Raw genomic sequence first — 15,796 nt, forward strand, 5'->3', positions numbered from 1 at the left:
TAACAATCAATTAAACAATACTATTATGAAATGGCAAGGCAGACGGAAAAGCGATAATTTAGAAGACAGAAGAGGAATGTCCTCTGGTGGGAAAACAATAGTAGGTGGTGGAATCATCGGGATTGTGATCTTATTATTAAATGTTTTTGGAGGTGAAAATGGTCAAATGGTGGGTAATATCTTAGAACAAACTCAAGGAAAACAGTCTGCACCAACAGAACAGAGAGACCTAACATCAAAAGAACTAGAAGAACAAGATTTCATAAATGCTATATTAGTTGATAATGAGGATGTGTGGACTAAAATTTTCAATGAAAATAACCTCAATTATAAAAAACCAAATTTAGTCTTATTTACTGGTGGAGTTGAAACTGAATGTGGTAACGCAACCTCAGATTCCGGACCTTTCTATTGTCCAGCTGATCAAAAGGTATATATGGATTTAGCCTTTTTTGAAGAATTAAAAACTCGTTTCGGAGCTCAAGGTGGTGATTTTGCCACTGCTTACGTAATTGCGCACGAAATAGGACATCATGTTCAAACCTTACTAGGAACATCTAATAAAATGCGCCAAATGCAACAAGGTAAAAGTAAGGCTGAAGCCAATAAATTATCGGTAGCATTAGAGTTGCAGGCTGATTTTTATGCTGGTGTTTGGACCCATTACAATCAAAAAATGAATAATATATTAGAGGATGGTGACATTGATGAAGCTTTGAGTGCTGCACATGCTGTAGGGGATGATGCCATACAGTCAAAAATGCAGGGGCATATCGTTCCTGAATCCTTTACTCATGGAACATCTGAGCAAAGAAAATACTGGTTTATGAAAGGCTATAAAACTGGAGACATCGAACAAGGAAACACTTTTGACGAAATATAATAAATTGTAATTCAATTCAAACAAAAAAAATCGGGACTCACTCCCGATTTTTTTTGTTTATACACCTCTCCTACAATGCTATAAAATCATATTTAAAGGGACATACAAGATTATTTAAAAACCATTCCTCGACACTTTTGGGACAACCGACGATATCAATATACCACTAGACTTATAAAAATAATGACACTTCTTTATATCGATAACTTTACACGAAATAAATTAGTAAACAAAATGAAAAAGCCAAATCAAATAGGTATATGGATGGATGATTCAATTGCCTTCCTAATAGAATTTACTACAAAACCTTTTGAAATTCAAACGATTGTATCTGAGTTCGTAGCAGGAGGAAAAAAATCAAGTCATTTAAACGAAAACGAATCACTAAGTAGTTCTAAAGCAACTATCTTAAATAAACATTTCAGTAAAATTGGAAAGGCTATACTCAAATATAACGAAATAGTACTTTTTGGCCCTACTGAAGCAAAATTAGATTTTTTTGACTTCTTAAGTGAAGATGAGCGCTTTTTGAAATTAAAAGTAGAAATAAAAGATGCAGATAAAATGAATGTTAACCAACAACATGATTTTATAAAAGAGTACTTCGGAAAAGATTTATAACACTTTAAATTAACATCTAATTCAACCAACTCAAATCAAACTTCGATTGGAGCTATATTTAACGATTTGACAAAGAGATACTGTAACAGTGGATTACTAAATATCATATTATAAACCTACTAACATACAGATTCCAAAAGTACCAGCTATTACAACTCTAATAAAATCCAAAAAAAAATATAAGATACTATTCTTGAAATTTTCATTTAGCTAATATGAAGTGTCCTTTTATTTTTAGTTTTAAATTTTCCTTACCACCATCTCCCCTACTTCTTTTGTCTAGGATTAAAACGAAATACTACTTTATACTAAAACAAAGTCAAACAATCAAAAGCAGATCGGAAAAATTAGCAGTATCTTTGCCAGCTTAAGGAAGTAAGCTAAATAATAGCGTTTACTTCATAAATATAATTTATGTCATTTAACTCATTAGGCTTATCTGATGCTTTATTAAAAGCCATCAGCAAAAAAGGATATACAACTCCTTCACCTATACAACAAAAAGCAATTCCACCAATTTTAGAAGGTAAAGATGTATTGGCATCTGCACAAACAGGAACAGGAAAAACAGCAGGTTTCACACTACCAATATTACAAATATTATCGCAAGGAAAGGACTTAAGTCACAGACCTATTCGTGCCTTAATACTAACACCTACAAGAGAGTTAGCAGCTCAAATATTGGCTAACATAAAAGAATACAGTGAATTTTTAGATTTACGCTCTGCCGTTATTTTTGGAGGTGTAAACCAAAAACCACAGGTGGCACAACTACGACAAGGTGTCGATATTTTAGTAGCCACTCCTGGTCGATTAATCGATTTACAAAATCAAGGTTTAATCACACTTTCTAAAGTTGAAATCCTAGTCTTGGATGAAGCAGACCGTATGTTAGACATGGGTTTTTTGAGAGATATTGAACGTATAATGAAAGTATTACCTGTAAAAAGGCAAAACTTGATGTTTTCAGCAACCTTTTCAAAAGATATAAAGAAATTGGCAATGGGAATTTTGCATAAACCAGTTCAGGTTGAAGCTACACCCGAAAATACTACAGTAGACGCCATTACTCAAAAAGTGTATCCTGTTGCAAAAGAGAAAAAAACAGAATTAATTATCAAATTGATTACTGAGGGAAACTGGAAACAGATTTTAGTCTTTACACGTACCAAACAAGGTGCAAATAAACTGACTGAAGCGATGATTAGTTCTGGTATTCAAGCAGCAGCGATTCACGGTAACAAAGGACAGGGCGCACGTACCAAAGCTTTAGCTGGCTTTAAAAACGGAAGCCTAACTGCTTTAGTTGCTACAGATATTGCGGCTCGTGGTTTAGATATTCCATTATTACCACATGTTGTGAACTTTGAATTACCTAATATTCCTGAAGATTATGTACACCGTATAGGTAGAACGGGAAGAGCTGGGGCAAATGGAGAAGCGATTTCTTTATTCAGTCCAGACGAAACCGTTTTCTTACGTGATATCGAGAAATTGATTGGTATGAAATTACCAAAAGAAAACATACAAGGTTTTGAACCAGACCCGAAAGCTTCAACCGAACCAATTAAACAAGGTCAAGGTAGACAACAACGCAATTCAACTCCTAGAAAACCAAAAGCGGAAAACACAAGCCGAAGTAGCAGTAATAGCTTTGGTCCAAGACGTCCTAGTCAAAATACTGATAGACGTTCCAACTAAGAAATTAAATTTCCTTTTTTTTAGGAGCAGAATGACTTCGTTTTTTTAGACGTCTTCTCCCGCTATACACTACAATCCTTGTGAGGGCTAAACACTAGCCCACACAGGGATTTTCGTTTCTATCGGGGCTATTTAGAGCGCTTAATTTTCAATAATAACATTTTATAGATAGATCTCACAATTCTAAAACACTAAGTTAATTTGTAATAAAAATATTATTTATATATTTGATACTAATTCGCTACGCTATAGTGGCTATAGAATATTGATTATATGTAAGTTAGGTGCAAGCACCGTGAGACCGAGCAGAACTCAAAAAATAATGCAACATTGGTAAATTTGAATATCATATGAAAAGTACAATTGACAATGTAGAAATAGACGAAATTGAAAATTATCTATCCTACATTCGTCCGCCAGAAGAAATTAGGGAAAAACTTGATATTTCTTATCGAATAGAAAAACAAAGTGTAATTATTTTTGAAATTCGACCAAATTGGCAAGACGAAAATATTAAAATGCATATCGACATGGTTAAATCTACTTTCGTAAAAAAAGATAATAACTGGAAAGTTTATTGGAAACGAGCGGATTTGAAATGGCACTTATATAAACCAAATCCAATTGTTCCAAACTTACTCGATTTTATAAGACTAATTGAGAAAGATGAGTATGGTTGTTTTTGGGGATAATAAGCCAACACCTAACATCGCATTTCCGTGCCCATTCCAATAATAAATCCCATTACGTGAGCAAATAATGTGATTCCTCATTTTCAGGAATGATAAAATAGTGTGTATTTATACTTAACTCTAAATCACCCCAACCAACCATCACGATCTAAACTACGATACTGAATTGCTTCGGCAATATGGGACGAAACTACTGTAGGAGCAGCATCAAGGTCAGCGATAGTTCTAGCTACCTTCAATATCCTGTCGTAGGCCCTAGCCGAAAGATTCAGTCGTTCCATTGCAGTCTTTAACAATTGTTTAGAAACATCATCAAGAGCACAATATTCTCTAATGTGTTTGGTATTCATTTGGGCATTATAATGTATGTTTTCCATATGCTCAAAACGTGCGGATTGTAATTCTCTTGCTGCAGTCACTCTTTTTCTTATATCGACGCTGCTCTCCGCCTTTTGATCATCTGATAATTTTTCGAAAGGAACTGGAGTCACTTCGATATGAATATCGATTCGATCCAATAAAGGTCCAGAAATTTTGCTCAAATAACGTTGCATTTCGTGTGGTGAAGATGTTTGTGGAGAATCTGGATCATTAAAAAAACCACTCGGACTGGGATTCATACTCGCAACTAACATAAAGGACGATGGATAAGTCACGGTAAACTTCGCTCTCGATATTGTCACTTCCCTATCTTCTAATGGTTGACGCATCACTTCGAGAACATCCCTTTTAAATTCTGGTAATTCATCAAGAAATAAAACTCCGTTATGAGCCATAGAAATTTCTCCTGGTTGCGGGTAACTTCCACCGCCAACAAGTGCAACATTCGAAATAGTATGATGTGGACTCCTAAAAGGCCTTTGATTCATTAAACCAACTTCCTTCAGCTTACCGGCAACGCTATGGATTTTTGTTGTTTCTAAAGCTTCTCGCAAAGTCATAGGAGGTAAAATACTTGGTAAACGTTTGGCCAACATCGTTTTTCCAGCACCGGGAGGACCTATGAGAATAATATTGTGTCCCCCTGCTGCTGCAATTTCCATACATCTCTTTATAGACTCTTGGCCTTTTACGTCACTGAAATCAAACTCAGGAAAATCAAGATCTTTATAAAATTCGGCTCTAGTATCTATTGTTGTTGGTTCTAAATTTCCTTTTCCTTCCAGAAAATCAATCACTTCCTGAACATTCTCAACACCATATACGTCTAACCCAGCCACGATAGCTGCTTCTTTCACATTCTGTTTTGGCAGGAAAAAACCTTTAAAACCTTCCTCTTTTGCTTTTATTGCAATAGGCAAAGCGCCGCGGATGGGTTGTAAACTTCCATCAAGGGAAAGCTCACCCATTATAACATATTTATCTATGTCTTTAGCCTCAATTTGTTGGGAAGCCACTAGTATTCCTATTGTTAAAGTCAAATCATAGGCTGAACCTTCTTTCCTTAAATCGGCAGGAGCCATATTAATAGTTATCTTTTTTCCAGGCATAGAATAACCATTATTTTTTAGAGCAGCAGCAATTCGATAGCTACTTTCCTTTATGGCATTATCTGGCAAACCCACTAAGTGATAGCCAATTCCCTTATCGATATTCACTTCTACCGTGATTGTTGTGGCTTCTACTCCAAAGACTGCGCTTCCAAAAACTTTAACTAGCATCTGCGATTATTTTTATTAAAAATAATGAATTTTCACATACCAAAATAAAAATTAATCCAACTGATTTGATAAAAATTTCTGCGCCATAATTAACGTACTCAGCTGATAATCTTGTAATAAAAAAAGATTATTATTAAAGTCAATCTTATCATTTTAAATTAATTTTAGTGTTGTTAATTTTTAATATAAAAGCTATGGATTTAAAATCTGGATTGCCATTCTGGCTAATAAAAAATGGACTGACTGATGATTACTTGACATTAGACACAAATATTGAAACTGAAATTTTGATAATCGGCTCAGGTATTACAGGTGCCCTAACAGCGCACTTTTTATGTGATGCAGGAGTCAAATGTGTAATTGTTGATAAAAGAATGTCATCTACAGGAAGTACAACTGCAAGCACTGCCCAATTACAATACGAAATTGACACCTATCTATTTGATTTAATAGATAAAGTAGGTGAAGTGAATGCGGTTAAAGCGTATAAAAAATGTTTAGAGTCCATTTATACTTTAGAAAAAATTATAAAAAAACTTAAAATTGACGGCCACTTTAATTGGAGATCCAGTTTGTATATTGCTTCAAATGCCGCGGGATTCAAAGATTTAGAAAAGGAATATGAAATCAGGAAGAAACATAAGCTTCCTGTTACTTTGTTGAACCAAAAGCAACTCAAAAGCAAATTTAACATTGACAAAAAAGGAGCTTTATACAATGATTGCTCAGCACAAATCGACACCTTTAAACTTTGCAATGAGATTCTGGATTATCATAAAAAGCACTCTGGACTATTAGTTTACAGTCATACTGAAATTGTGAAAATCGAAAATAAAAAAGGCTATATCCTTGCACATACAGAGAAAAAGAACACTATTAAAGCAAAAAAAATTGTGGCAGCACCCGGTTTTGAGTCGGAGAAATTATTGAAAGAGAAAGTAATGCAACTAAACTCGACTTATGTGATTGTTAGTAAACCAATGAAAGAGGATGAATTTTGGCAAGAAAAATGTTTGATTTGGGAAACAGCACGGCCTTACATTTATATAAGAACTACTGAGGACAATAGAATTATGGTAGGCGGTTTTGATGAACCTTTTCAGGATCCTAAACGAAGAGACAAACTGATGGAGAAAAAAAATGAAGCCATTATAAAACGTTTCAAAAAGTTCTTTCCTGACAGTAAAATTGAGATCGATTTTTATTGGTGCGGAACCTTTGGAGAAACTAAAGATGGTTTGCCGTTCATAGGCGAACATAAAGACCATCCCAATATGTACTTTGCACTAGGTTATGGAGGAAACGGAATTACATTTAGTGTCATTGCTGCTGAGATGATTAAAGATCTATATGTAGGTAATCCAACAGATGCTGATTTATTCGCTTTTGACAGATAACAATTGCATAAATATGGTTAAAAAACAAAAGGATTTTTTTAATTATAAATTCTATTATGGGCTTTCAATTTTTAGTTTTTAAGGCCCCAAAAACCAATTTAAATACGCAATTTAAAACTCAAAAATGATTTTATTAAAAAGTAAGCACTTTCCAGTTATTTGCATTTTCAGCCCTTTTTGGATATATTTTCTTATATTTGCCGAGATTTAATTGATTTTTTGGACCAAAACATGAATTATCGCTAACATTTAGCAAGCGTCCTTTCAACGATTTCATAGCCATGAAATCTACTTTAAAATCACCATTTAATTGCAGCATGCTGCACCTTTTGCCATTTGGAAAAATTCCATTCGCAGGCTTCAAAATAATCCGATTACAATATGCACACAATAGATTATATTATCTTCGTTGTTTACATGGCTGCCATGTTAGGCGTTGGTCTTTATTTCTTTAATAAAAATAAAACAGCCGAGGATTTTTACGTAAGCGGACGGAATATGAGCAGTTGGCATATTGGTTTATCAGTTGTCGCTACTGATGTTGGTGGTGGATTTTCGATTGGTTTAGGTGGTCTTGGTTTTACAATGGGAATCTCTGGTTCATGGATGTTATTCACGGGACTACTTGGTGCTTGGCTAAGTGCAGTCTACCTGATTCCAAAGGTGAGCCACTTAGGTCACAAACATAAATTCTTCACTTTTCCTCAAATATTTGATCATTTTTACAATAGTAAAGTAGCATTGTTAGCCGGAATTATTTCTGCTATTGGATATATTGGATTTACAAGTTCGCAGGTTTTGGCTGGAGCCAAATTAGCTTCGGCAACTATTGATGGATTAAATATTCAGACAGCATTGATTGTTATGGGCGCCATAGCAGTAATCTATACAGCAATTGGAGGGTTAAAAGCCGTTATATATACTGATACTATTCAATGGTTGATCTTGATTGGAGGATTAGTTTTTATCGGTATTCCTATTGCTTATAATGCCGTAGATGGTTATGATGTCATCAAAGCAACATTAGCACCTGAATATTTATCATTAACCAATGTAAAATGGTACCAAATATTAAATTGGTCGATAACCATCATTCCTATTTGGTTTGTGGGAATGACTTTATACCAAAGAATTTATGCCAGTAAAGGCGAAAAAGAAGCGAAAAAAGCATGGCTAATTGCTGGAGTTTTCGAATGGCCTATAATGGCTTTCATGGGAGTAATACTGGGAATGCTTGCCAAAGTAGCCGCCACAAATGGTATGTTTGAAGGAATTACTGATGCCGCGTCTATGGATAGTGAAATGGGATTACCTATTTTATTAGCGACTATACTTCCCATTGGATTAATGGGCTTGATGCTTTCCTCCTATTTTTCGGCTATCCTTTCCACAGCTGACTCTTGTTTAATGGCAGCCTCAGGAAATATTGTTACCGATATTCTTGCCAAGTTTTCTAAAAAAGAATTAACGCATAAAAAAGAACTTCGCCTTTCTCAAATAGTCACACTATTGATTGGTGTTTTTGCCATATTACTGGCGTCACAAATGCAAAATGTGCTGGAGCTCATGCTCTACTCCTACGCATTCATGGTATCAGGATTATTCATTCCTGTACTTGGTGCTTTATTTTGGAAGAAAAGCCATCCCACTGCTGCTTTTTGGAGTATGCTTTTTGGAGGAGGAACAACAATTTTCCTAATTATTAGCGAAAATAAATTACCTTTAGGAATAAAATTACCCGAACATTTGGATGCAAATATTTACGGAATAACTATTTCGTTTATTTTATTCGTTACCATATCGATTTATCACTATAACAAAAAAGAAAAACAAAATGGAATTCAAAATAATTAATGCAGCTTCAGGAGAAGATAAAACATATACAAATCAAATAATAGCTCAGTTTCTATATACTCATTTAGAAGAATATGGCGATAAAATCGAAGACATTCTAAAATGTATCGATTATGTAATGACTCCAGAAAAAGGAGGAAATATAGTAGTTGGTTTAGACGAAAATAAAATTGTAGGTGTTACCATTTTAAACAATACCAACATGAAAGATTTCATACCAGAAAACATTTTGGTATATATTGCTGTTGACAATAGCCAACGTGGTAAAGGATTTGGAAAACAATTAATGCAAAAAGCCATCTCAATTGCAGAGGGAAATATTGCACTTCATGTTGAACCGGATAATCCAGCCAAAAAACTATATGAAAAGCTAGGTTTCACTAACAAATACCTGGAAATGCGTCTCATCAAATAGTCCAAAATGGAAAATTTACAACAGCGCATTGAATCTTTAATTCAGTTGCGTAAGGAATTGCATCAACATCCTGAGGTTTCTGGAAAAGAGTTAGAAACCTCAAAAAAAATCATTGCTTTTCTCGAAAAGTACGCTCCAGATGAAATCATTACAGAAATAGGAGAAACTGGAATAGTGGCAATTTATAAAGGTAAACAAACGGGGAAAACCGTATTGTTTAGATGCGAACTAGATGCTTTACCAATTGAAGAAATAAATACATTTGACCATCGCTCGCTAACAAATGGGGTTTCCCATAAATGCGGACATGACGGTCATATGGCTATCTTATGTGGTCTAGCTATGGAACTATCACAAAACAGACCTGAGACAGGATCAGTAATTTTATTGTTTCAACCGGCTGAGGAAGATGGTAGCGGAGCACAAAAAGTATTTTCGGATCCAAAATTTGCCTTGCTACAACCTGATTATGTTTTTGCTTTGCATAACATTCCCGGCTATAAAAAAAATCAAATTGTCATTAAAAATGACACATTCAGTTGTGCTGTAAACAGCATGATTATTAAATTAAAAGGAATTACAGCTCATGCGGGTGAACCCGAAATGGGAATTAATCCTACTTTGGCGATAGCCAAAATAGCTACTCAGTTCAACCAACTCATACAAGCTGATATTGCAAAGAAAAATTACTGCCTGATTACTCCTATTTATATTAAAATGGGGAAAAAAGCCTATGGAGTTTCAGCTGGAGCAGGAGAAATTCATTTCACTGTAAGAAGTGACAGTAATTCGCAAATGAAGCAAGTAGAAAATACTTTAGAGAAACGAGCAAAAACAATCGCTGAAGAATTTAATTTGAAATGTAAAATCTCTTGGACACAAGGTTTTCAAGCAAATGAAAATAATAAGGAAGCAACAAATTATATTAGAAATTCAGCAAAAACCAATAATTTTGAATTATTGGAAAAAGAAACTCCTTTTACATGGGGTGAAGATTTTGGTTTGTTTACCCAGCACTATCCGGGCGCTATGTTTGGCCTAGGTTCTGGAATAAACACCCCTGCCCTTCACAATCCAGATTACGATTTTCCTGATGAGATTATCAGCACGGGAATTTCCGTTTTTCACCAAATCAGCAAACAAATTACGGATGCACACTAATTCAATAATTGAACTTAATACCAGCGCTTATCAAAAGAATCTTTCTTTTCTTCGAACTACTTTTGGAAAAAAAGTACAAATTTCATGTGTTGTAAAAGGAAACGCTTATGGACATGGCGTTAAGGAAATTGTTTCGATGGCCTATGCGAATGGAATAACACATTTTTCTGTTTTTGATGTAGAGGAAGCGAAAACCGTGAAAGAAGAATTAGAGAATAAAGCCACTGTTATGGTAATGGGACTCGTTCAAGACGAAGACATGGAATGGGTGGTCGATAATAACGTAGAGTTTTTTGTTTTTGAGAAAGCCAGATTAACAAAAGCGGCTAAAACAGCAAAAAAACTCAATAAAAAAGCAATTGTACATATTGAGGTAGAGACAGGAATGCATCGTACCGGCTTTGAAAAAAACGAACTCAATGCAGTAATTGCTTTTCTAAAAAAAGAAAAAGAACACATTTATTTTAAGGGACTATGTACACATTATGCGGGTGCCGAAAGTATTGCAAACTATTATAGGGTCGATAAGCAAATTAAACGATTTGATGATATTTATCAATATCTTTGTAAGATTGACTTAAAGCCAGAAATTAAACATTCAGCTTGTTCAGCGGCATCGATTATGTTTCCCGAAACCAGAATGGATATGGTTCGAATAGGAATCATTCAATACGGATTATGGCCAAGTCCTGAAGTATTTGTCAATTTTTTAAGTACAAAAAAGAATAAAATTGATCCTCTTCAAAGAGTTATTACTTGGAAAAGTAAAATAATGAGTGTGAAAAAGGTGAAAATTGGAGAATTTATAGGATATGGTACTAGCTTCCTTGCAGAAAGGAATATGACTGTTGCAGTAATTCCCATTGGTTATTCTCATGGTTATAGCCGTTCTCTAAGCAACCAAGGAAGAGTTCTTATCAATGGACAACGCTGTATTGTAGTTGGGTCAGTAAACATGAATATGATGACTGTCGATGTAACAAATATTGAGTCAGTGAAGAAAGACGATGAAGTAGTTTTAATTGGCTCTCAAAGTGACCTTTCAGTATCTGTAGCTTCTTTTAGTGATTTTAGCAATCAATTGAACTATGAATTATTAACCCGAATTTCAAAAACGATTCCACGTAAAATTATAGAATAATGGCCTTTATAAAACTATACCGAAAAAAATTAGAGGAAAATTACACTTTCTTGAATAACATTTTTGAGTCCAGACATATAGAATGGGGTGTTGTTACAAAGCTTCTTTGCGGTAATACAATTTACTTAAAAGAAATTATTGCATTAGGTGTAAGAGAAATGCATGATTCTAGAATTAGTAACTTAAAAAAAATAAAGGCGTTGGACCCTACAATCCAAACCGTCTATATTAAACCACCTGCAAAACGAAGTATTGAAAAAATTGTAAAATATGCTGACGTCAGTTTTAACACTGAAATTTATACTATCCAACAGCTCTCCAAAGAGGCTCAAAAGCAAAATAAAATCCACAAAGTCATTATTATGATTGAAATGGGTGATTTGCGAGAAGGTGTTATGGGTGAAGAGTTAGTTGAATTTTATGGTGATATATTAAAGTTACCCAATATAGAAATCCGCGGAATTGGTACCAATCTTAATTGCCTGAGTGGCATTATGCCTACTCAAGACAAATTGATTCAATTAAGTTTATACAAGCAACTGATAGAAGCAAAATTCAACATCACAATTCCGTGGGTTTCAGGAGGAACTTCTGTTGCCATTCCTTTAATATTGAAAAATGCACGCCCAATGGCAGTTAACCATTTTAGAATTGGCGAAGCTTTATTTTTTGGTAAAGATCTCTTTACAGGCGAAACTATTGAGGGCATGCATAATGATGTATTCAAATTGTATTCAGAAATTATAGAAATCACTGAAAAACCGGATACACCAGTTGGTGAGTTGGGAGAAAGTGGGGTTGGAACATCTTATGTACCAAGTGACACAGACGATTTAGGAGAGACTTCGTTAAGAGCAATATTGGATATTGGTTTGTTAGATATGCAACCGCAATATATAGAAGCTGAGGATCCTGATATCACTATCATTGATGCAAGTTCAGATATGCTTGTCATTGACATTTCAAGTTCGAAAAAGAAATATAAAATAGGTGATTTAGTCTCATTCAAAATACAATATATGGGAGCGCTTTATCTTTTGAATTCCGATTATATTGAAAAAACGATTGGATAACCTATATTTAATCTACAATGTAAAAAGGGAAAATGAAATCAAAATTCATTTTCCCTTTCTTTTTTATGTTTTACAATTACAAACCATTACACAAATGTTAAATAACCATCTTTTTAACATTTAATTATAATGATTTTCTACATTTAGCAAAAATTAACAAACCTATATGAAAAGAATCAATACCCTCCTATTTCTATTAATTTTCATTCTCAAAATAGATGCCCAAGAATATTTTCCAAACAATGAAAGTATCCACAATAGAAACAATAACTATACGGCTTTTATAAATGCCAAAATAATAGTAACGTCCAAACAAATCATTGAGAAAGGTAGCTTACTGGTTCAAAATGGAAGAATAATCGCTGTTGGAAAAACAGTGACAATCCCAAAAAACGCTGTAACAATTGATTTGGACGGTAAGTCTATTTACCCTTCATTTATTGATATGTACAGTAGTTTTGGAATCGAAAAAACCAAAAAAAGCGAAAGTAGCCGTCAATCACAGGTATATGACACGAAAAAGGCAGGTTATTACTGGAACGAGCACATCAAACCAGAAGCAGATGCTTACCAAATCTTTAAATATGATAATTCAAAAGCCGAAGAGCTATTAAAGGCTGGATTTGGAGTTGTAAATACGCATATCGAAGATGGTATAGCTCAAGGTACCGGTGCTTTAATCGCCCTAAACAATGAAGAGCAAGGAGTTCGTTTAATAACTGATAAAATCAGTAATCATTTTAGTTTTTCAAGAAGTGCTTCTTCAATTCAAGCCTACCCTAGTTCACTAATGGGAATGATGGCCTTGCTTCGCCAAATGTATCTCGACCTAGATTGGTACAAAAAAGGGAATTCAAAAACTCAAGATTTATCATTGGAAGCCTTGAATAAAAATGAAAAATTAGTTCAAATATTTGCATCTGAGGATAAACTGAATAGTTTAAGAGCCGCAAAAATTGCCAAAGAATTTGGTTTGAACTATATCTTAAAAGGTGCCGGAAATGAGTATGAAAGGATTGAAGAAATTAAAAAAACTGATGCAAAATTTATTATTCCAATAAACTTCCCAGAAGCGTATGATGTTTCAAACCCATATCAAGCAAGTCAATTGGATTATTCTGATTTATTGCAATGGAACCAAGCTCCCACAAATTTAAAGGTATTATCAGATAACGGAATCACATTTGCATTAACCACAGATAAATTAAAAAAGACCGAAGATTTTCGAACCAATCTTTTAAAAGCGATTCAATATGGATTTGACAAAACCAAAGCATTGGAATCCCTAACTACAATTCCTGCTTCATTATTAGGAAAGAGCAATGAAATAGGTAGTTTAAAAGAAGGTAGCTTTGCCAATTTCCTTATTACTTCAGGAGAAATCTTCGATAAAGAAACTACCGTTTATGAAAATTGGGTTCAAGGAACAAAGTATGTGATTAATGATCGTCTTGCAAAAGACATTCGTGGAGAATATGAACTAACATATGATTCTAAAACTTACAAATGGATAATAAAAGGTGAAATAAACGCCCCAAAATCAGAGATTAAAACAACTGATGCAAAAAAAATTGATTCAAAAATTTCCATTTCAAATAATTGGATTTCTTTAATCATACAAACAAAAGATACGACAAAGACTAATTACAATCGTCTTAGCGCTTATGTAGATAACAGTCAAAATATAACAGGAAAAGCAATTTCATTTGACGGAAGAGAATCAACATGGTCAGCAGTAAAAATTGCCCCATTCTTGAAAGAAATTGATTCATCTAAAATAGAGAAGAATATTAAAATTATACCAACTAGCTATCCTAATATTGCTTTTGGTGATTTAGAAAAACCAAAGCAAGAAACCATATTATTTAAAAATGCTACGGTCTGGACCAATGAAAAAGAAGGTGTTTTAAAACAGACGGATGTATTAATAAAAAACGGTAAAATTGCAGCAATTGGAAATGGCATCACTGATGCGACAGCGACTGTTATAGATGCAAAAGGAAAACACTTAACTAGTGGAATCATTGATGAACATTCTCATATTGCCATTACAAAAGGAGTGAATGAAAGTGGTCACAATTCAAGTGCTGAAGTTACAGTAGAAGATGTAGTTAACTCAGATGACATAAATATTTACCGAGAGCTGGCGGGAGGAGTTACAATCTCACAGTTGCTACATGGGTCGGCAAACCCAATAGGGGGACGTTCCGCAATTGTAAAATGGAAATGGGGTGCTAGTCCTGAGGAAATGCTTTACAAAGACCAACCTAAATTCATCAAGTTTGCTTTAGGAGAAAATGTTAAACAAGCGAATTGGGGGAATATAAACCCTACACGTTTCCCACAAACAAGAATGGGTGTAGAACAAGTTTATATTGATTATTTTCAGCGTGCCAAAGAATATGATGCCGCATGGAAAACATACAATTCAAGTTCTAAAAAGGATAAAACAAAAGCACCAAGAATTGACTTGGAACTACAAACTCTAGCTGAAATACTAAATAAGGAACGCTTTATTAGCTGTCACTCCTATGTACAATCAGAAATTTTGATGCTAATGAACGTGGCTGAAAAATTTAATTTTAGAGTCAATACTTTTACACACATTCTGGAGGGATACAAAGTAGCGGACAAAATGAAAGAACACGGTGCTGGCGCATCGACATTTTCGGATTGGTGGGCATACAAGTTTGAAGTAAACGATGCTATTCCATACAACGGAGCAATTATGCATAATGCAGGAGTTGTGGTTGCCTACAATTCTGATGACGCAGAAATGTCAAGGAGATTGAATCAGGAAGCTGCAAAGGCTGTCAAATACGGTGATGTCACTGAGGAGGAAGCTTGGAAGTTTGTCACTTTAAATCCTGCAAAACTATTGCATATTGACGATAAAGTAGGAAGTATTAAAATAGGTAAAGATGCTGATATTGTTCTTTGGAATGATAATCCATTGTCAATTTATGCCAAAGTCGAGAAAACAATAATCGAAGGCATTGTATATTATGACATTAAAAAAGATGAAGCTAAAAGAGTAAAGATTGTCAATGACCGAAATCAGTTAATTGGTCAAATGCTGGACGAGAAAAACAAAGGCATGAAAACTCAAGAGCCAAAGAAAAAAGAGAAAGTAGAATATCATTGTGATACTTTAGAACAATAGTAAATCAAAAATAACCAATCACAATCATAAAAAC

The 15,796-nt window shown here is 34.3% G+C and carries 13 protein-coding genes; 11 read left to right on the forward strand and 2 right to left on the reverse strand.

Annotated elements, in window-relative coordinates:
- The first annotated feature begins 25 nt into the window (after positions 1-25).
- The 4 genes from ypfJ to BLV91_RS04680 all read left to right on the forward strand — a co-directional run bounded on the left by ypfJ (position 26) and on the right by BLV91_RS04680 (position 3,897).
- Complete coding sequence (ypfJ, locus tag BLV91_RS04665) at positions 26-883, forward strand: KPN_02809 family neutral zinc metallopeptidase (protein WP_091430187.1); 858 nt, start codon at positions 26-28, stop codon at positions 881-883.
- A 234-nt stretch (positions 884-1,117) separates the two neighbouring features.
- Entirely contained in the window at positions 1,118-1,504 is a 387-nt protein-coding gene (locus BLV91_RS04670; protein ID WP_091430189.1) for a hypothetical protein, read from the forward strand.
- Positions 1,505-1,918: 414 nt separating this feature from the next.
- Positions 1,919-3,205: a DEAD/DEAH box helicase gene (locus BLV91_RS04675; RefSeq protein ID WP_091430192.1), complete on the forward strand. Its 1,287-nt coding sequence runs from the start codon at positions 1,919-1,921 to the stop codon at positions 3,203-3,205.
- 350 nt (positions 3,206-3,555) lie between these two features.
- Positions 3,556-3,897 (forward strand): DUF3024 domain-containing protein, encoded by a 342-nt coding sequence (locus tag BLV91_RS04680; RefSeq protein ID WP_091430195.1) that lies wholly within the window; start codon positions 3,556-3,558, stop codon positions 3,895-3,897.
- A 125-nt stretch (positions 3,898-4,022) separates the two neighbouring features.
- Here BLV91_RS04680 and BLV91_RS04685 read toward each other — a convergent pair whose 3' ends face one another.
- Positions 4,023-5,558 (reverse strand): YifB family Mg chelatase-like AAA ATPase, encoded by a 1,536-nt coding sequence (locus tag BLV91_RS04685; RefSeq protein ID WP_091430196.1) that lies wholly within the window; start codon positions 5,556-5,558, stop codon positions 4,023-4,025.
- A 194-nt stretch (positions 5,559-5,752) separates the two neighbouring features.
- Here BLV91_RS04685 and BLV91_RS04690 point away from each other — a divergent pair, with 194 nt between their 5' ends.
- The gene (locus tag BLV91_RS04690) at positions 5,753-6,955 is read left to right on the forward strand and encodes an NAD(P)/FAD-dependent oxidoreductase (RefSeq protein ID WP_091430198.1); all 1,203 of its coding nucleotides are present in this window, start codon (positions 5,753-5,755) and stop codon (positions 6,953-6,955) included.
- Between the two features lie 133 nt (positions 6,956-7,088).
- Here the strand turns inward: BLV91_RS04690 and BLV91_RS04695 are convergent, their stop codons facing one another.
- Positions 7,089-7,274 carry a hypothetical protein gene (locus BLV91_RS04695; RefSeq protein WP_091430200.1) on the reverse strand — a complete coding sequence of 62 codons (186 nt, stop codon included), beginning with the start codon at positions 7,272-7,274 and terminating at the stop codon, positions 7,089-7,091.
- Between the two features lie 62 nt (positions 7,275-7,336).
- Between BLV91_RS04695 and BLV91_RS04700 the strand changes: the two genes are divergently transcribed.
- The 6 genes from BLV91_RS04700 to BLV91_RS04725 all read left to right on the forward strand — a co-directional run bounded on the left by BLV91_RS04700 (position 7,337) and on the right by BLV91_RS04725 (position 15,762).
- Positions 7,337-8,809 carry a sodium:solute symporter family protein gene (locus BLV91_RS04700; RefSeq protein WP_091430202.1) on the forward strand — a complete coding sequence of 491 codons (1,473 nt, stop codon included), beginning with the start codon at positions 7,337-7,339 and terminating at the stop codon, positions 8,807-8,809.
- Complete coding sequence (locus BLV91_RS04705; RefSeq protein ID WP_091430204.1) at positions 8,790-9,224, forward strand: GNAT family N-acetyltransferase; 435 nt, start codon at positions 8,790-8,792, stop codon at positions 9,222-9,224. The genes BLV91_RS04700 and BLV91_RS04705 overlap by 20 nt, the downstream gene beginning before the upstream one ends.
- Before the next feature lie 6 nt (positions 9,225-9,230).
- A complete protein-coding gene (locus tag BLV91_RS04710; protein WP_091430206.1) occupies positions 9,231-10,385 on the forward strand; it encodes an amidohydrolase in 1,155 nt (384 codons plus the stop codon).
- On the forward strand, positions 10,375-11,526 hold the full coding sequence (alr, locus tag BLV91_RS04715) for an alanine racemase (protein WP_091430208.1): 1,152 nt from the start codon (positions 10,375-10,377) through the stop codon (positions 11,524-11,526). Before BLV91_RS04710 ends, alr begins: the two co-directional genes overlap by 11 nt.
- Positions 11,526-12,599: an alanine/ornithine racemase family PLP-dependent enzyme gene (locus BLV91_RS04720; protein WP_091430210.1), complete on the forward strand. Its 1,074-nt coding sequence runs from the start codon at positions 11,526-11,528 to the stop codon at positions 12,597-12,599. The genes alr and BLV91_RS04720 overlap by 1 nt, the downstream gene beginning before the upstream one ends.
- A gap of 166 nt (positions 12,600-12,765) precedes the next feature.
- Positions 12,766-15,762, forward strand: coding sequence for an amidohydrolase family protein (locus BLV91_RS04725; protein WP_091430212.1), 2,997 nt, complete (start codon positions 12,766-12,768; stop codon positions 15,760-15,762).
- Positions 15,763-15,796 lie beyond the last annotated feature (34 nt).

Origin of the sequence: Flavobacterium degerlachei, from assembly GCF_900106645.1 — a bacterium.
GTDB lineage: Bacteria > Bacteroidota > Bacteroidia > Flavobacteriales > Flavobacteriaceae > Flavobacterium > Flavobacterium degerlachei.